Here is an 18,001-nt window from a genome sequence, read left to right as displayed (position 1 = left end):
CCGGATGAATATGATGATCTCATATCAGGAACTTGTTCGCACCTTCCTTAGCTGTATTCGGCGCGAACGAATCCCTGACGCAAGCGCCGTTTTCAATTTGAAGTTTTATTTACAAGTATTTAAAGCTTGGCTAAATCCAGCGAGATTTGCTGATAGCAGCCGTCCGCTTGACGCTCATAAATACGTAAATACTGACTGGTGCCGGTCACCTGGATAGCATCAGCAATGGCATCCATTGCCTCATTCCATTTGGTATCGTCAATATTCAGCTGACGCAGACTCAATACCTGGTTGATGTCGATTTTGCCCTGTTTGTTGACGCGAAACGCATGGTCAATCATTGCCATAATCTTCTCATTAACGCCGACAGACCACTCACCAATACAGTCATCAATAAGCTTTTTTGCAGCCTGAATACGTTCATCAAACACACGATGCTCACCAACTGCGCGAATAAGCTTATAACGGCCGTCAAAACTGACCAGAGTCACATTGCCTTTCGTGCCGCCGTACTCCACGCCATATTCCGACGCCGAAAGGTCTGTGAAGTCGGCGATTCTCTGCATCGACTCCAGTTTGAACGCTGCCAGCAACTGACGCTGCTGACGTGCTGCGCCGACGATCATCATCACGACTTCATCACGCAGTTTATCAACGGGCTTAACCTGAGACTCAGGGATTAAATGCCCCTGAGCATTAGTGCGGTAACCCGCAGGTACGCTATTTTGATTATTCATCTTTAATCCTCGGTTATTTTTCTAAATATTCAGTAGTGATTGTCTCAGTAAACTTTATTAATGCCGTGCAAGCATCATGCTGGTTATTTGCTTCCGGCACACCGGGAACCAGCAACTGTTCGCTTATTCTTGAATGACGAGCATGCACATCAATAAGCTCTCTTATACGCAATTCACTCCCTGAGATAATGGGTAAAGCACCATCCGGAACTTTATGGCCGAACTCAATCAGGCCGGATGCCCATGCATAGGCGGTAATTTTTTCCTTCATCGTCATCTCCAGATAATCCGGCAACCATTGAAACTGGCTACCCATACAGAGCGGGAGCCGCTGTTATTACGCTCGACAATACGTACGGCACGGTTGAGCAGCTCAGCAGGAGGACATGACACCTCCAGAACCGGGCGGGTGCGAGACTGGCGAAATACAGTCACCCAGCAACCTTTCTGATTGAGCATGGCCTCTGTGGCCTTCGCCTGCTGCACATGGGTCGAAATCAGTTCAGGAAACATGAAGTTACTCCTCTACGATTTCAGCATGCCCCAGCTCAAGCATTGCTGAATGAATATGGCCAGAGTTAACCGGCTCGCTTTTACCACTGGCGTAGATATGGGCCAGCGGCAGGATGTGGGAGAGAGAGCGCAGAGCACCAGGGCGTTTAGCAATGGCACGTAAAAGCTTACGTTCGTCGCGGCCGTCAACCTTCCATGCATCGCAGAACGCATCAACATCAGCGGCCAGCACGTTGTTGATAACAATTTTCTTGGCCACGCGAGAGAACAAACGAGCAAAATCGACGGTACGACTACCACCAGTCAGGCGGTCATAGACTTTATGGTTGCCGATAAACGCCAGCCCGATGCCGCATTCCTCCTGCAGAATTCGCAATTCTTCAATAGCGTCGTAGTTCAGCCAGTCCGCTTCATCAATGATGACTAAGGCATTTGTGTCGCGCAGACGGCGACGCAGTAGGCGAGATAACGCGCCGCGCTGATATGGCGCATCTGAAATACCCATTTCCAGCGCCAGCTCATACATGGTTTCCAGCTCGTTCGTGCGGGACTTGCTCGCGGTAAGACGCCAGACGTTGTTGCCAGTTTGAGTGAATTGCTTCAGCGCTTCCGTCTTACCCACGCCGGGATTGCCGTAAACGAGCGCGATGGTGTGGGTCAACTGGGCATACATCAGCGCGGCCGTGATTTTTTCCGATGTCGGCGTCACAACATAGTCAGGGATTTCCGGCAGCGCACTCTGGGCCGTCTTACGGGATTCAAGCCACGTGCTGATTGATGCCGCCACAGCATCATTGTCGCCCTTATATTTACCGTTAATAAACTGAGAAAGAGCAGATGAAGACACCCCAGTTTCACGCGACAGCGCAGCACCGGAAATCGTTTTGTCATCAATCAGACCTTTTACGGTATTACGAATTACATCATGGTTAATTTGCGTCATCGTTTTTAATCCTGTATTTTTCCATTGTTAATACGGTTTTAAACACTTCTCAAAAGCGGCGGCTCAAACGTCGCTTTTTTTATTTCTTCGCTTTACTGACTCTTTTCATCAGCGTCTGGAAAATCACATCGTTCTCGTTCTGATGCTCCTGGACTTCCTGAACTTTTTTCAGCGCATTGCCCTGAGCAAAGACACGTTCAACAACATGCCGCTGCGGTGGTTCCGGTGGTGCGACTTTTGGCAGCAGATCGTTAACCTCGATTGCCGTCATGCGGCGCTGAGCTTTGGCGGCGCGTTTGGTATGGGTCATCATCTGCTTACGCTGGCGGCTATGTTCGCGACCTGTCTCGGTATCGCCGAACGCGACAGCTGAGCGACATTCAGCCATGCAGAGGAAGCGGCCATCGAGGTCGTAACACGCCACTTCGCTGTGGAGGTTGCGAGGGTCAAAACGCACTGTAATTTTGCGCTGGCGGATATTGGCCAGAAGCGGATTCCAGTAGCTGTTTTTGCGGCCATACAGAGAGCCACCACACTGCAGGAAGAATTCACCCGTGGTTTTCACCGTTACGGCTTCCGCTGGCAGCATCAGCTGGCGGATCTGTTCTTCACTGAGGCGCGTGACAACCGCATTGCTGTAACTGCGCTCAAATGCCTGGTCGAAGGACAGCTCACCCTGGCACATCTCAGTTTCGCGGCCGACGCGAGCGTTATAGAGGGCGATCCCCTCATTTACAGCAGAAATAAATATCTCAACATCAACAACCCGGTCACCGTAATTATCCGGTTTATTCTGGGTGTTCGGGCCAGTGTATGCCCCGGCCAGAGAAGGATGTTTATCGATGTAATCACCCAGGCCACCGATACCAAAGGCACGTTCAATCGGTTTTGCCTGACCCCAGCCTTTACCGCCTATCACGCTCGTCCAGTGAACCTGAATACCGAGCATCGGCAGAATACCCATCGGATCATCTGGCTTAACCTTAAAGCGATAACGGTTAGGTACACCACCTGACAGCCATTTGTTGGCCGCTGCGCGGGTGTTATCGATAGTGACATGGTCAGGCTTGCCGAATTCTGAAATGGCATCCATCAGAGACAGGCGAATGCTGTCGCTGTTTTCAGAGACATCAGTACGCCAGCCAATAATTTTGCGGCTGTGGACGTCCTGCCATACCCACGTTTTAGGACGAATGACTTCGCCGTTATACCAGCGCACGAAGACGTTATGCTGGTAACCGTCACCATTGATCCATTCCATTGCATGCAGTTGCGCGACTGTGCGCTGCTGGCTCGGGAACATACGCGCCAGCGCGTTATCACCTTTGCGAGTGGCCACAATGACACGTGGATCTATCTCACGTTCTACACGGCGACGCAGAGTGCGCTCTGATGGAATTTCCCAGCCGTACTCACGGGCAGCGACCTGAAGAAGTTCATACGACTTTGTGAAGCATGGCTCTTCCGGGCGCAGATAATCGCCGAGGAAGAACTGCCAGGCATCTTCACTGATTGGCGCTTCACGGTTGGTTTTGCACTTCTCACGCAGACGGCGGTCAAGCAGAACGGGTGCCCAGACATCACGACTGCGGTTCTGTACGCGGTAATACAGGTTACGCAGAGAACCTTCGCTCATATGCAGTTTCATCGCTGCTGTTCTCAGGGCCAGACGCAAAGACAGACCTGAATCGACCAGCTCAGCCACAAGAGACACTGCGGTTGTGCGTTGCTCAGCACGCTGGCGCTGTTCGTTGGTCGCACCTTCCCAGTGTTTCCACAACTGCTGACGCTCAAAATTTTCGACGGTGTCGGCATTTTTACTGGTCCGCTCAGGCAGGGAAATGACACCAGATGATGTTTCTACCAGACCTTTTGCAGTCAGCAGCTCAGCACGTACCTCAGGAGGAAGCACGGAAATGTGGTATTCAAACGCTTTACCACCAGCGCGTTTACGCACTTTATCTTCTGCACCAGCCGAATAGCGCGTTAGTGCCTCGCGAATTCCTTTTACCGTTTTAGGTAAACCAGGTGCGCCGACCAATTCCTTTGCAACAACAAACATGTCACACCGCCTTATTCATGTAGCTATGAGCGGCGTAGCGGCTCGGCCAGATGGTTTCAGGGGGAACGCCAAGCGCATCAGCAACAATCTGCTGATACGGCCGGCACGGAGTACGTAATACGCTCTTTAAAGAGTCTTTTTTATAGCCCGCCTGAACCGATAAAGAGCGGAAAGATAAACCACGCTTGTGGATTTCCGCCTTAATCGTCTCAGGGTGCCAATCAGTCAGATCTTCATTTCGGTTCATGATTCATCTATCCTAAAAAGTTATCCGCGCGGATAACTGCGCGGGTATCCGTATGGATAAAGATTAGGACTCAAAAGAGTGGTTTGCAAGGTGTTTTTGAGCCCCAAATCAGATTTCCAATAAAAGACATTAATATCAATTAGATAAAAAGGATTCATTGAGATGAGTAATGATAATACGAAAGGTTCTTTTGAGAGCAGTCAAAAAGAACCCTTTTGTGAAAGGTTGAACCTACTACTGAAAGGTCGTTCTTTGTACAGAGCGGCGAAAGATTGGGATATCAATTTCAGTACACTCAAGAACTATTACGCCAGACCTGAATCATCACCAAGAATTGAGGTAGTACGTAAAATAGCAAGTATCGAAGGCGTGACTATTGGATGGCTTCTTGGGCAGAGCCCAGACGAGAATGACGCTATGCTGGAACGCTGGATTGATGACGCTGTCATCACTGTTGAACCCAGGAAGGATAAACATAAGGAATCCCGCAATACTTTGGTTCACGTGAGCTATGAAACAACCCTCGTTTCCATTTTAAGCATCCTCAATGAGCACGAGATAAAATCATTGTTTGAGTTGATTGCACGAAAAGGGGTCGATACTGTTTTAAAACTGAAGGATGAGAGAAACCTCCAGCTCATACAATGCTCCGATTATGAGAAGGAACGCCTGCTTACTTTCCTTGAGTCCACAGTCAAAAAAGGGTCATCTGCGGCTGGTGCAGATGTAGCCTCACCAGGCCCTTTGGGTGATAGCAAAAAGGCCGGTTAAAGTGTTCATCAGAACAACTTAACCGGCCTGTAGGATTGTGAGAGTTGACTCTAATCAAGCTGTGTTTTAACTCGATCAAAGCAGTACCAACTGATTACAAAAAGCGTCAAAGTGCCACAAGGCAAGTTACACAGTTAAAGATATTTAAACGCTGTATGAATCCATTAAACAATGCGTATTAACGTTACATTTTTATGTGTCAGAAGTATGCAAGCGCTCGGCGGTGATCTAATTTTGACAATGAACAATCCGTCTTAGCACGCGAGCGAGCATATTGCCGCCAAGCCTTAATCTGCCTGAGTTTGTCCCACCAGATCCCGCTTTCTTTCACCTGTTCCCGGATTCGTTCCGATGTTCACTACATAACTGTCACCTAACAGCCAAAGGTAAGATGCATAAACTGGCGACCCGAGTCTGTTCATTTGATGACGTTCCGCAGGCGCACCAATGGCTGGACAACGCGCGGGAACCCAGCAAAATTGTGGTGGTCCTGTAGCCAACGGCGCGTGTCGCCCCAATAGATGCGGTAACCGCGCGTCTATTGGGGTGGCAGCCCCAGGCTTTGCTTCACGGCGTCCAGAAACAGCCCAAGCGCAGCGTGCTGATGATCGCGGGACTGATAGAGCCCATAAATCCCCAGCGGCTGCGGTTCAAACTGCGCCAGCACCTGCACCAGCCTTCCACTTTGCAGCCCCGCTCGCGCTTCAATTTCAGGCACCATCGCCAGCCCTACGTCCGCAGCTGCCATATCACACAGCAGTGATGAGATACCGGCGCTGAAGTTGCCCCCCACCGCCACCGACATCACGCCGTTTTGCCGATCGCGAAAGGACCAGGACTGCCCGGAAAAACGGCTGTAGTGCAGGCAATTATGCTGGGCAAGATCGCCTGGCGTGGCGGGGATACCGTTGTTAGCCAGGTATGCCGGTGAGGCACACAAGACGGACCGGCAGGCCCCCAGATAGCGCGCAATCGCACCGGGTTCAGGCTGATTGGTTATCCGAATAGCCAGATCGATGCGCTCGCCCACCAGGCTGACGGGATGGTTATTGATATCCACCTCGATACGCAGCGCGGGATACTGACGCAGAAAAGGCGGAATCACCGGCCCCAGCAAATGCGTCGCCGTAAAGTGGGCGCAGGCGATGCGCAGCGTGCCCGACGGCGTGACGCGCGTCGCGTCACCTTCAATCCCCTGAGACAGCTGCACCAGCTGGCGCGTTTTCTCCAGCGTTTTCTCCCCTGCCGGGGTAATGGACAGCCGCCGGGTTGAGCGGTGAATCAGCCGCGCACCGGCCCACTTTTCCATCTCGTCAAGATAGCGGCTGACCATCGGGCGGGAGATGCCCAACGAACGCGCGGCCGCGCTCAGGCTACCAAGCTCGCAAATACGATTGTAGGTGATTGCTGCCATGATCCTGTCCATTGCATCTCCATTTGATCGTTTTATGAAACTCAGCATGTATTGTTTCAGGAATTCTTAGTGAAGTACAAATCCGTAGAATGAAGCACAGCATTTCGTGCCAGGCTTGACTGAATGATTCCGGTTCAGCCAGCCCGTAACCTTCGGATAAGACACTAAGGATCACCATGAATATCAAGCCTCTCTCACTCATTATCTCGCTGGCCGCCGCGCCGGCCTTTGCCGCCCCGCTGCACCTTGATGTCTATAACCCGCAGGAAAAAGGCATTTTCCCGGTGTCGTCCACGCTGGTTTCCGGTCCAAAAGAAGCGGTGCTGTTTGATGCTCAGTTCAGCGTCAAAGACGGTGAAAAACTGGTGAAAATGATCAAAGGCAGCGGCAAAACGCTCAAAGAGATCGTGATTACCTCCGGCGATCCGGATTTTTATTTTGGCCTTGAGCCGCTGGTGAAGGCGTTCCCGCAGGCCAAAGTGGTGGCATCACCGGCGGTGGTGGAACATATCAAAGCGACGAAGGACGCTAAGCTGGCGTTCTGGGGGCCGCAGATGAAAGACGGCAAGCCGGACAGCATTATCGTGCCGCAGGCCACCCACGCCACGCGCTTCACCGTAGACGGTGAGCCGCTGGAGCTGAAACACGCGGGCGAGTATGCCGCGTACGTCTGGATCCCGGCGAACAAAGCCATTCTGGGCGGTACCGGTATTGCCTCCGGCATTCATGTGTGGACGGCGGATACCCAGACGAAGGCGATTCGCCAGGGCTGGATGCAGGTGCTGAGCGAAATGCAGGCGCTAAAGCCGCAACAGGTGATTCCGGGGCATTATCTGGGCGAGCGCCCGGCAAACGATGGGGCCATTACCTTTACCCAACGCTACCTGCAAACCTTTGAGCAGGCGCTGAAAGACCACAAAGGATCGGCCGAGGTGATTGCGGCCATGAAGGCGGCGTATCCGAACCTTGCCGATGAGAGCTCGCTTGAGCTGAGCGCGAAGGTCAATACGCACGAAATGAAGTGGTAAGGTAAGCCACGACCTTCTCTCTCACCGCCGCGACGGATGCGCGGCGGTGATTTGTGGTGCGCATCCTCCTCAGTGTACTGAGCGACGATGCCTCCATGTGGTTAACATGATTCTGCCTTCAGCGAATAGGGTTTACGCGCGCACTGCCAGGCCAGCAGCGCCAGACCCAGCGCAATAAAGGACAGTATCGCCCCCGCCCAGTTCGGTGAGACGAGGCCAAATCCGGCGGCAATGGTCGCACCACCGGCCCACGCGCCCAACGCATTGCCCAGATTAAACATGCCGATATTGACAGAGGCCGCCATCGTTGGCGCCCCAGCGTGGCTGGCACGGTCCATGACCAGTTTCTGAATCGGAGAAACGGTAGCAAAACCAAATGCCGCCATCAGGAACACGCAAACACCGGCAACCAGCGGGTTCTCAACGCCAGCCCAGAAGACCAGCAGAACGCCCCCTTGTGCGGCCAGCGTGATAAAAAGCGTGCCAAACAGCGAGCGATCGGCAAAGCGCCCCCCCAGCCAGTTTCCCACGGCCAGGCCAAGCCCAAAGAGCACCATCAGCCCCGCGACGCCAGCGGCTGATAACCCAGCGACTTCGATCATCATCGGAGCAATATAGGTAATAGAGGTAAAGAAGGCCGCGGGCCCGAAAACGGTAATCCCCATGACCAGCAGAACCTGGGGATCAACAAACGCTCGCAGTTCAGCCTTCAGCGCAATACCCGGCCCTTTTTTTATGTCGGGCACAAACAGCGCGATGCTGGCTATCGTTAACAGACCAATTCCCGCAATTCCCCAGAATACCATTCGCCAGCTAAAGGCCTGAGCAAGCCAGGTGCCAGCGGGCACGCCAAGCAGATGCGCGAGGGTTAACCCGGAAAACATCAAGGCAATTGCGCTGGCCTGGCGCCCGGGCGCAACCAGCGAGGCCGCGATAATCGACCCAATGCCAAAAAAGGCGCCGTGGTTGAAGGAGGTAATGACGCGCCCGACGACGGCCACCGACAGCGTAGGTGCCATAGCGGTGATGATGTTACCAAGAGTGAAAATGACCGCCAGCGCTATCAGCATGGTCTTACGCGGTACGCGAGACCCCACCACTGTCATAAGCGGTGCCCCGATAAAAACGCCAAGTGCATAAGACGTTGCCATTAATCCAGCCGAAGGGATGCTGACGTCGAAGCCGCGGGCAATCTGAGGGAGAATGCCGGCAATCACGAATTCCGTCAGACCAATCCCGAAGGCCCCCACGGCGAGGGCAAAAAGTGCGATAGGCATTGCAACTCCATTACTGATCATTGATTAATAAAATTAGGTAAAGGAAAGTATATTCATAGTTTTATTCTGAGAGTTAACCAAATGAACGAACCGGATAAAGAAAAAAATGGTATCAGGCAGACACGGCATAAACCGGCCGATCTAGATAATATTGACCGAAAAATATTAGGTGCGCTGGCAGAAGATGCCGGGCGTAGCTACACCGAGCTCAGCGAAATCGTGAACCTTTCCGCCCCTGCGGTACACGATCGCGTGAAGAAGTTAAAACGTGATGGCGTGATAAAAGGCACGGTGGCGGTACTGGATGGCTGCAAGCTGGGCCGCACGCTATTAACGTTTCTGGTGATTGATACCAGCAGCTATGAAGCCACGCGCGCACTTTTGCAGTTCACCCATCGGCATGAAGTTGAGGAGTTGCACACTGTCGCAGGTGACGGATGCGTGCTGATGAAAATACGCGCAGCAGATACCGAATCGCTGGAGACTTTCCTGATTGAAGTTCAGAGCGTAGAAGGCGTGCGTTCCGTCCGCAGCTATATCGCCCTCTCCACGTTTCTGGAACGCGGCCCATCGCCTGACTAAAACTGAGGGCAGGAAGGAATGTCGCCTGCTTGAGGTGGTCAGCGACCGTTTGCTCACCGTCGAATCAGCTTTTTACAAGGCAGGAGCCCGGAGGACTGAGGATGTCTATTTCCGAAAGCAAGATAATTTAATGCTTTCCATCAAACCTGAGTGGGCGACAGAGAAGCGCAAAGAAGTGACAGAAATCCTTAATGCTTAGATTCACAAATGTCATTTAGTTTTCCGAGTCGCCTTTATCGGCAATCTTATTCGTATACCACTCCATCACCAACATCAAAGCATAAGACGCCTGGCGAGGTCTGGAGCAAGGACCGCAGTAGCCTTTGTTCAGTGATTCTTTTAGGTGATTCTTTACACCAGGATTGGAATCCTATACTTAACTGTCCACCTGTACAGATGGACGTCTACGTTACCAGCACTGAGCTGACGGCTACATACGGCGCCGGGTTTACGCTTACCTGTTTTATTGCATCGACGCCACCCAGTGGCACGCCACCTGATGGCCAGGGTGCACTTCACGCAGTGCCGGAATTTCAGTGCGGCAGCGTTCCGTTGCCTGCGGGCAGCGGGAAGAGAAACGGCAACCGGAGGGCGGGCGTGACGGATCGGGAATTTCCCCCTGCACCACCGCCACGGGTTCGCTTTCAGGATCGAGCGTTGGCACCGCCGCGAGCAGCGCCTGGGTATAGGGGTGCAGCGGCTGACTGAACAGCGCATCGCGACTGGCAGTTTCCACCAGTTTCCCCAGGTACATCACCGCTACGTCATCACACAAATGCTCCACGACACCGAGATCGTGGGAGATAAACAGGAAGGTGACGCCATAGTCATCGCGCAAGTCGGAGAACAGATTAATGATTTGCGCCTGAATGGAGACATCCAGCGCCGAGATCGGTTCGTCGGCGATAATAAAATCCGGGTTGAGGATCAGGGCGCGGGCAATGCCGATGCGCTGGCGCTGGCCACCGGAGAACTCATGGGGAAAACGATGGTAATGTTGCGGCGCCAGGCCACAGATTTTCATTACCTTCAGCACGTTATCGCGTAGTTCCGCTTTGCTGCACAGCTTGTGTTCCAGCATCGCTTCGCCAATCGCATCGCCAATGCGAATACGCGGGTTCAGCGAGCTGTACGGATCCTGAAACACCAGTTGGATTTTCGGGCGCAGCGCGCGCATTTGTTTCGGCGTCAGATCCTGCAACACTTGACCGCGATACTTCACACTACCCGCCGTTTTGTCATACAGCCCCAGCAGCGTGCGTCCGACGGTGGTTTTACCGCTGCCGGATTCTCCTACCAGGCCAAAAATAGTGCCGGGTCGAATATTAAAACTGATACCGTCCACGGCGCGCAGTTGACCGGTTTCCTGACCAAACAGCCCGTCGCGCAGCGGGAAATACTTTTTCAGACCATCCACTTCAATCACATATTGTTGGCTCATGCGACCGACTCCGCTAACTCACTGTGAATACATGCGGCTTGCCGCGTTTGACCGATCAACGACGGAATGCCTGCGCGGCACTGCGACGTGGCACGTTCACAGCGATCGTAGAACGCACAGTACGGCGGCAGTTCGGCCAGATCCGGCACCTGGCCGGGAATCGAATAGAGGCGTCGTCGGCGCTCGCCGGGAACAGGACGCGACGCGATCAGCCCTTTGGTGTAAGGGTGCAGCGGGTTACGCAGCACATCAGCAGTCGGGCCTTGCTCAACGATGCGCCCGGCGTACATCACGACAATGTGTTCCGCCATCTGCGCGATAACGCCCAAATCGTGGGTGATCAGCATCAGCGCCATCTGCTGCGCCCGTGCCTGGTCGCGCAGTAAGCGCAGGATTTGCGCCTGCACGGTCACATCCAGCGCCGTAGTGGGCTCGTCGGCAATCAGCAGTTTCGGCTGACAGCTTAGCGCCATGGCAATCATGATGCGCTGCAACATGCCGCCGGAAAGCTGATGCGGATAGCAGTTCATCAGGCTCTCCGCTCGCGCCAACCCGACATCGGCAATCCTTTGCGTCGCGTGCTCCCAGGCCGCTTTGGGGGTTTCGCCACGATGGCGAATCAGCGGTTCGCAAAGCTGCTCGCCGATGGTCAGCACCGGATTGAGCGCGGTCATCGGCTCCTGAAAGATCATCGCTAACTGGTTACCGCGCAGATCGGCCATTTTCGACGGCTTCAGGCGCAGCAGATCGGTGCCCTGAAAGCGGATTTCTCCGCCGTCGATCCGCGCAACCTGCGGCGGTAACAGCCCCATCAGCGACATGGCGGTAACGCTTTTGCCGCAGCCAGATTCCCCCACCACGCCGATGGTTTGCCCAGCCTGAATGGCAAAGGAGACATCCTGTACCGCGCGCACACGCCCCTGCTCGCTGGCGAAGGAGATGGATACGTTGTTAAAGGTCATTAGCGGTTCGCTCATTTCAGACTCCGTTTCATCTTTGGATCCAACGCATCGCGCAGGCCATCACCTAGCACGTTAATGGCGATGACGGTCAGAAAAATGGCGATACCCGGCGGCATCCATAGCCACGGACGACGCTGAAAGTCAATCAGGCTATTGGCCGCGTCCATCATGTTGCCCCATGAGGGCGTTGGCGGTACGACGCCAAGGCCGAGGTAGCTGAGCGCAGACTCCATCAGAATGGCGTTGGCCACCGCCATCGTCGCCATCACCACCAGAATGGGAATGGTGTTCGGCAACAGATGACCGAACAGGCGTCGGCGCGAAGAGAGGCCCAACACCTGCGTCGCCAGCATAAAATCGCGTTCGCGCAGCGAGAGAATTTGCCCGCGCACCAGCCGCGCCAACTTCGGCCACTCCAGCAGACTGAGCATGACCACCACCATGTAGATGCGTGAATCGGACGAGAAATCGAGCTCTGACAACATCGCTCCGGCGACAATCAGCAGCGGCAGGCTGGGAATCGTCATCACCAGATCCGCGAGGCGCATAATCAGTTTGTCCGTCCAGCCGCCGACATAACCGGATACCGCGCCCAACAGGTAGCCCAGCGCCACCGAAAGCAGCATGGTCAGAAGACCAATAATCAGCGAGATACGCCCGGCCAGCAGCAAGCGGGTATAAATATCGCGGCCAAGAAAATCGGTACCCAGCCAGTGCGCTGCGCCCGGCGGTTTGTTGATCATCAGTGCATCCGTGACATCATCTTTCCACGGCGACCACAGCGGCCCGAGTACGCACCAGAGGGTCATGACCCCCAGCAGAACCAGGCACAGCATCGTCAGATGATTGTGGCGCAGCGCTTTCCACGCCTGGCGCCAAGGAGACGGCGTGGCCTGCGCCAGCGCCGGGATTTCCGCCTTGCGCAGACGGCGATTCGTTGAGAAAAGGGAGCCTAACATCACGACCTCACGCGAATGCGCGGGTCGGCCCACGCGTACAGCACATCGGCAATCAGGTTGCCAATAATGGTTAATACCGCCAGAAACAGGGTAAACCCCATCAGCACCGGATAATCTCGGGCGGCCAGCGAATCAATATGAATATGCCCCGCGCCCGGCCAGTTAAACACCTTTTCAGTGATGAGCGCGCCGGAAAATAGCCCAGGCAGCTCAAAACCGAGCAAGGTGATGATCGGCAGCAGCGCATTACGCAGCGCGTGTTTGAAGATCACGGTTCGTTCGCGCAGCCCTTTAGCGCGCGCGGTGCGGATAAAATCCATCTTCACCACGTCCAGCATACTGGCGCGGATGTAGCGAGTCAGGCTACCCGCCTGCAACATCACCAGCGCCATGACCGGCAACACCAGGTGCGCCGCAACCTGCATAACCCACGCCCAGCCGCTATCATCGCTGCCGGTGTTGGTCATGCCGCCTACTGGCAACCAGTGCAGATCGACCGCGAACCACTTAATCAGCAACAGGCAGAGGAAGAAAGTCGGGAAAGACATGGCGGCGAACACCGCCACGCTCACCAGATGATCGAACAGCGAATTGGGTTTCAGCGCCGAAGCAATGCCCACCGCCAGACCAATGCCCCAGTAAAACACCAGCGCAACGCTTGCCAGCAGGAACGAGTTCCAGATGTACTGGTTAAGTAGCTGGCTCACCGGGATTTGGTATTGCAGCGAGAACCCCAAATCGCCGCGCAGCAGCTGGCCGAGCCAGTGCAGATAGCGGGTGAAGAGCGGTTGATCGAGTCCATAGATAGCTTTCAGTTCGGCGGCGCGGGCGACGGTGAGGGTAATGTTACCGTCAATAAAATCGCCCGGCGTTTTCGCGAACAGCATAAAAATAATCAGTGATGCGAGCAGCAGCATTGGCAGAGTTTGCAGCAGTCGCCTGAGGATAAAATTTCGCATAGCTTTCTCATGACAACTGCCGTGGCTTCCCGGCAGTTGTGGGTGTTACTTGACGACTTTCACATCCGGCAGACTACCGGTCAGGCCGTTGTAGATATCTGGCTTAAAGCCGGTGACGCGCGCGCTGCTGGCCGACAAAATCGCGCGGTTACCCAGCAGAATCGCCGGTGGATCGTCCGCCAGCACTTTATACAGCTGGTGATAAATCGGTTTGCGTTTTTCCACATCCAGCACCGCATTGCCTTCGTTGATCAGCTTATCAACCTGCGGATTGTTATAGCCGGACTCTTTCGCTTCCGTGCTGTAGTAGTCCCATACGCCATCATGCGGATCGTTGAGCGTGCTGGTGCTGAAAGAGGCCAGATCATAGTTGCCTGCTTTACGCTGAGCCATCAGGGCGTTGAAATCCACCACCTGCGGTTTCAGCAGCACGCCAATCTGCTGCCAGTTCTCTTTGGCGATAGGGATCAGCGCATCGTTCAGCACTTTCTTGCTCACCAGCAGCGTCAGCTCCAGACGTTTACCCTCCTTCACCCGGATGCCATCCGGCCCCGGTTTCCAGCCTGCCTCATCAAGCAGTTTCTTCGCCTGCGCCGGGTCGAATTTGTATGGATTCACGCCGTCGGTGTTATACGCCCATGAAATCGGGGCAATCGGTTCAATCGCCACTTTGCCGTAACCCTGATAAACCACATCAATCAGCTTCTGGCGGTCAAGGCCATAAATCAGCGCCTGGCGGACTTTCACGTCCTGCAACGCCGGGCGATGCACGTTGAATTCTACTTTGCTGTAGTCGCTGGAGCCGTACAGGTTGATATTGGCAAAGCCCAGCAGTTTCAGTTGTTCAATATCATCCGGGCGCGAAGTAAACGCGTCATAATCGGTTTCGCCGGTCTGGAACAACTGGAAGTTGGTGGATGGGTTGGTTACGCGGTAGATAAAGCGCGGCGTCGGCGGCGTACCCCGGTAGAAATGAGTGTTGGCGTGGAAACGAATCTCCTGGCCAGGAATGTATTTTTCATAGACATACGGCCCGTTACCCAGCGGTTTGCCGTGCAATGTGCGCAGATAATCGAGGTTGCCGCGCTGATACTCTTTCCCGTAATACGCTTTCGACAGTATCGGGCCGCCGATTTTCGCCAGGGTTGTCGCGCCAGGCTGCGTGGTGGTGACCTGCACGGTCAGCGGGTCGATCGCTTTCAGGCCGCTGACGCTGTCGGCTGTCCCGGCTTTATATTCCGCGCCGCCCACAATGTTGGCGAGGGTGATGTCGGTATCACCATCATATTTCGGGTCATACAGCACGGTCAGGGTAAACACCACGTCTTCGGCGGTCAGCGGCGAGCCGTCGCTGAAGGTCAGATTCGGGCGTAGCTTAATGGTATAGACCTTGTTGTCCGGGCTGACCTTCCAGCTTTCCGCCAGGCCGGGCACCAGATTGCCGTGGCTGTCCCAGTCGATCAGGCGTGAGAAAATCACGTTGGTGACGTTTTCATCCCAACCGTTCACGAAGAAATAGGGGTTAAAAATCCCCTGCGGTTCAGAGATACCCGCCACTACCGTGTCTTTACGCAGCTTTGCCGCCGCCGGGATCTGGCTGGCGTCTGTCGCTGGCGTAATCCCTTCTTTTAAGACTGCCTCGGCAAACGAGGCAGAAGAGAAAGCCACCATGCTGCTAAGAAGGGCAATTTTGAGGGCAAGGGTAAAGCGTGTGGGTTTTGTTTTTAGGCGGGTCAGTACGCTGGACAAAATCGCTACCTCATCAAATGATTGCGTGAAATTTACAAATCATGACGAACGATAAGAGCCGCACCTCGCCCTGTCTAACAATGAAAATGCATGGCTTATAACGAATCATCCTTAGCTAATTTATGGTAAATCAATGCGTAATTTCAGCTAAGGAAGATGAGGCATCACACGGGGGTCAGGGTCAACAAATCGACATGGCTCACTGGGCGTTGTGTCGAATACTGAGGGCCGGGCAATAAGTTTAGTTAAGGCACGCTAAGTGAGCTGAAGGTCCGCTGTGAGCGAGGAGCGGACATCTTAAGCCCTCTAATTAAAGAGTATTGAAAGATGACTAAATAACTTCTCAAAGTAGTAAATCACTGGATAGGCAAACAATCCCACTCTGGAGGCTTCTACCCTCCACGGCCAATACTTACCAAGTGCCCGTTTGAGGGTAAAAAGCGTTAACTTCTTGTGCTACTGGACTCTCGCAGAGTGTAGCAGCACTATGAAAAGTTATTTCACTTCTACTTTCACTACATAAACCACCTTAGTATTGATAGTTGATGTTTGCCAAAACTCTTAAGCAGAATTATCATTCAATAAATTTCTTTCAATCAAAAAATGCTTTAAAGTAGTTGAACATACTGATGAATAGGATGCTTTAAATGAGTTTATCAAAAACGAAAATTGATAAAGCGGGCATTGCCTTATCAAAAGGACAGGCTGACGATATAATTAAATTCATAGAGTTCGAGGATGCTTTTGACGAGTACAGAAAAAATCATCTCCAACCGCTGTCTGAAACCACAGTTGAGCTTCAAAATATTCTTAATGATTATAATGGTGACTATTATATAGCTCAGCGATTAAAGCGCAAACCGCAAATACTTAGAAAATTAAGAAGATTTAGTGTTCGTCTTTCACAACTGCAAGATATAGGAGGGTTTAGAATAATCGTCCACCGAAATTCTGACGTAGACAGTCTGATCCAATTTATAAAAGAACGAACGTCCGGTACGGAAGATTATAGCATTGAGAAAATCACAGACTATAGAGAAAAAGGACGAGATGATACTGGCTATCGGGCCGTTCATATAATAATAAAGAAAAATTCTTACTTCTTGGAGTTACAAATAAGAAGTAGAATCCAACATTATTGGGCCGAGGGAATTGAGCGAACATCTGTTATATATGGCTATCATTTAAAAGAAAAAGAAGGAGCACCAGAAGTAATTGCATATTTTAAAGAGTTGTCAAATGCTTTTTATGAGATAGAATCAGGCAGACAACCCGATAGCAACCATAAAATTATGATTGAGAAACTTCGACTAGCGTGTGAGAGCATCATTAAAGAATCAGAGAAGTTTAAAGTATTTGATAGTTTTGTAAACCTTGATGTTATAAAAGCACTTAAAGAGGTTGAGGGTAACTCAAAAGAATTAAACAATTGGATATTAGTCTTTGATTGGAATCAAGGAAATTTCACTAGTTGGGATAAAGTATCGCTAGATCCAGAAGAAGCTGTTAAAAAATATGTTGATTATGAAAATAGTTTTCCTGCAGAGGATGGATTCGAGGTTGTTTTGATTGGCTCAACAAATGTTGAAACTGTTAGCAAAACGCATAGCCACTACTTCGGGATAGAGTCTTACGAGCATGTTTTAGAAAATTTAGACTCATCGATAGTTGGTTTTTCAAGAAAAATAGACATTGATATAGGTGCTGTGCAAATATTAGCTACTCTTCATAGACGGCATTTCTGGGGCAAGAAAACGGTAACACTTGATACAATCAAAAATCATTTTTGTAAAGGAGTGCTTTCGGTTGATTCATCCATGCAAGATTTAATTGAAAAGGATTTAGTAATTTATAAAAATGGCGTTTATTCATTGAACATACAAAAGAAAAAAATAATTGAACAATACATTTAATGAATATCCTCCTGTGACAAAGTAGGGGGGCGTTTATAAAATACAGAGCATAACTGATTGTTTTCTATAGTCAATAAGAAACCGCCAAGCCCGGCGGTTTCTTACAATATTTTGCTCAATAAAAACTGACTGACAACATTAGTACTTTTCCAGAACTGCTAAACTTCCGCTTCTGGCACAAAGCCGTCAGCACAGTCGGCGATTGATCCCACCAAGTAAGAGCGAACATTTTGCCGCCCCCTCAACTGAACCAACGCCTCGCTCAGAGACGCCAGGATGCACATACCCACTCTTACCCTCCGACAAACGCTTTAAAGCATCCGTCACATCGCATATGCAAGCGTCCGCATAACTTCAGCGAAGCATGGTTATAGTCCGCAGCCCAGGCATATAATGTCTTGCACCTGTTTGATTAAATCAATAACCAAACCATGCGGTTTATTA

General features: G+C 52.1%; 17 protein-coding genes. 4 read left to right on the top strand and 13 right to left on the bottom strand.

Features of this window, described 5'->3' with window-relative positions; all coding sequences use genetic code 11:
• Positions 1-119: 119 nt before the first annotated feature.
• The 6 genes from V6942_RS17145 to V6942_RS17120 all read right to left on the bottom strand — a co-directional run bounded on the left by V6942_RS17145 (position 120) and on the right by V6942_RS17120 (position 4,502).
• Positions 120-737, bottom strand: a complete 618-nt coding sequence (locus V6942_RS17145; RefSeq protein WP_333501546.1) for a DUF3164 family protein — start codon at positions 735-737, stop codon at positions 120-122.
• A gap of 13 nt (positions 738-750) precedes the next feature.
• Positions 751-1,008, bottom strand: coding sequence for a host nuclease inhibitor protein (locus V6942_RS17140; RefSeq protein WP_333501545.1), 258 nt, complete (start codon positions 1,006-1,008; stop codon positions 751-753).
• A gap of 2 nt (positions 1,009-1,010) precedes the next feature.
• A complete protein-coding gene (locus V6942_RS17135) occupies positions 1,011-1,250 on the bottom strand; it encodes a hypothetical protein (protein WP_333501544.1) in 240 nt (79 codons plus the stop codon).
• A 4-nt stretch (positions 1,251-1,254) separates the two neighbouring features.
• Positions 1,255-2,193, bottom strand: coding sequence for an AAA family ATPase (locus V6942_RS17130; RefSeq protein ID WP_333501543.1), 939 nt, complete (start codon positions 2,191-2,193; stop codon positions 1,255-1,257).
• 79 nt (positions 2,194-2,272) lie between these two features.
• Positions 2,273-4,255, bottom strand: coding sequence for a transposase domain-containing protein (locus V6942_RS17125; protein ID WP_333501542.1), 1,983 nt, complete (start codon positions 4,253-4,255; stop codon positions 2,273-2,275).
• Between the two features lies 1 nt (position 4,256).
• The gene (locus V6942_RS17120) at positions 4,257-4,502 is read right to left on the bottom strand and encodes a helix-turn-helix domain-containing protein (protein ID WP_234507888.1); all 246 of its coding nucleotides are present in this window, start codon (positions 4,500-4,502) and stop codon (positions 4,257-4,259) included.
• A gap of 162 nt (positions 4,503-4,664) precedes the next feature.
• Between V6942_RS17120 and V6942_RS17115 the strand changes: the two genes are divergently transcribed.
• Entirely contained in the window at positions 4,665-5,273 is a 609-nt protein-coding gene (locus V6942_RS17115) for a hypothetical protein (protein ID WP_333501541.1), read from the top strand.
• Positions 5,274-5,811: 538 nt separating this feature from the next.
• Here the strand turns inward: V6942_RS17115 and V6942_RS17110 are convergent.
• Positions 5,812-6,699, bottom strand: coding sequence for a LysR family transcriptional regulator (locus tag V6942_RS17110; RefSeq protein WP_182930274.1), 888 nt, complete (start codon positions 6,697-6,699; stop codon positions 5,812-5,814).
• Between the two features lie 164 nt (positions 6,700-6,863).
• Here V6942_RS17110 and V6942_RS17105 point away from each other — a divergent pair, with 164 nt between their 5' ends.
• Positions 6,864-7,715: a Vmh family MBL fold metallo-hydrolase gene (locus V6942_RS17105; RefSeq protein ID WP_333501540.1), complete on the top strand. Its 852-nt coding sequence runs from the start codon at positions 6,864-6,866 to the stop codon at positions 7,713-7,715.
• 101 nt (positions 7,716-7,816) lie between these two features.
• On the opposite strand, the gene V6942_RS17100 is transcribed toward V6942_RS17105, so the two are convergent.
• Positions 7,817-8,992, bottom strand: coding sequence for an MFS transporter (locus V6942_RS17100; protein WP_333501539.1), 1,176 nt, complete (start codon positions 8,990-8,992; stop codon positions 7,817-7,819).
• Positions 8,993-9,073: 81 nt separating this feature from the next.
• On the opposite strand from V6942_RS17100, the gene V6942_RS17095 reads away from it, so the two are divergent.
• On the top strand, positions 9,074-9,574 hold the full coding sequence (locus V6942_RS17095; RefSeq protein ID WP_106924317.1) for an Lrp/AsnC family transcriptional regulator: 501 nt from the start codon (positions 9,074-9,076) through the stop codon (positions 9,572-9,574).
• A gap of 463 nt (positions 9,575-10,037) precedes the next feature.
• Here the strand turns inward: V6942_RS17095 and V6942_RS17090 are convergent, their stop codons facing one another.
• From V6942_RS17090 to V6942_RS17070, 5 genes are read right to left on the bottom strand one after another with little or no spacing between them, the layout of a single operon-like run.
• The gene (locus V6942_RS17090; protein WP_182930271.1) at positions 10,038-11,015 is read right to left on the bottom strand and encodes an ABC transporter ATP-binding protein; all 978 of its coding nucleotides are present in this window, start codon (positions 11,013-11,015) and stop codon (positions 10,038-10,040) included.
• A complete protein-coding gene (locus tag V6942_RS17085; protein WP_106924315.1) occupies positions 11,012-11,992 on the bottom strand; it encodes an ABC transporter ATP-binding protein in 981 nt (326 codons plus the stop codon). The genes V6942_RS17090 and V6942_RS17085 overlap by 4 nt, the downstream gene beginning before the upstream one ends.
• The gene (gene opp4C / locus V6942_RS17080) at positions 11,989-12,936 is read right to left on the bottom strand and encodes an oligopeptide ABC transporter permease (protein ID WP_333501538.1); all 948 of its coding nucleotides are present in this window, start codon (positions 12,934-12,936) and stop codon (positions 11,989-11,991) included. Before opp4C ends, V6942_RS17085 begins: the two co-directional genes overlap by 4 nt.
• Positions 12,936-13,895 (bottom strand): ABC transporter permease, encoded by a 960-nt coding sequence (locus V6942_RS17075; RefSeq protein ID WP_182930269.1) that lies wholly within the window; start codon positions 13,893-13,895, stop codon positions 12,936-12,938. The genes opp4C and V6942_RS17075 overlap by 1 nt, the downstream gene beginning before the upstream one ends.
• Positions 13,896-13,940: 45 nt before the next feature.
• Positions 13,941-15,566, bottom strand: coding sequence for an ABC transporter substrate-binding protein (locus V6942_RS17070; RefSeq protein WP_227674218.1), 1,626 nt, complete (start codon positions 15,564-15,566; stop codon positions 13,941-13,943).
• Positions 15,567-16,291: 725 nt separating this feature from the next.
• Between V6942_RS17070 and V6942_RS17065 the strand changes: the two genes are divergently transcribed.
• Positions 16,292-17,557 carry a RelA/SpoT domain-containing protein gene (locus tag V6942_RS17065; protein ID WP_333501537.1) on the top strand — a complete coding sequence of 422 codons (1,266 nt, stop codon included), beginning with the start codon at positions 16,292-16,294 and terminating at the stop codon, positions 17,555-17,557.
• Positions 17,558-18,001 lie beyond the last annotated feature (444 nt).

The organism is Kluyvera genomosp. 2 (assembly GCF_036759865.1).
Lineage (GTDB): Bacteria > Pseudomonadota > Gammaproteobacteria > Enterobacterales > Enterobacteriaceae > Kluyvera > Kluyvera ascorbata_B.
This window is presented reverse-complemented; position numbering and strand designations above follow the sequence as displayed.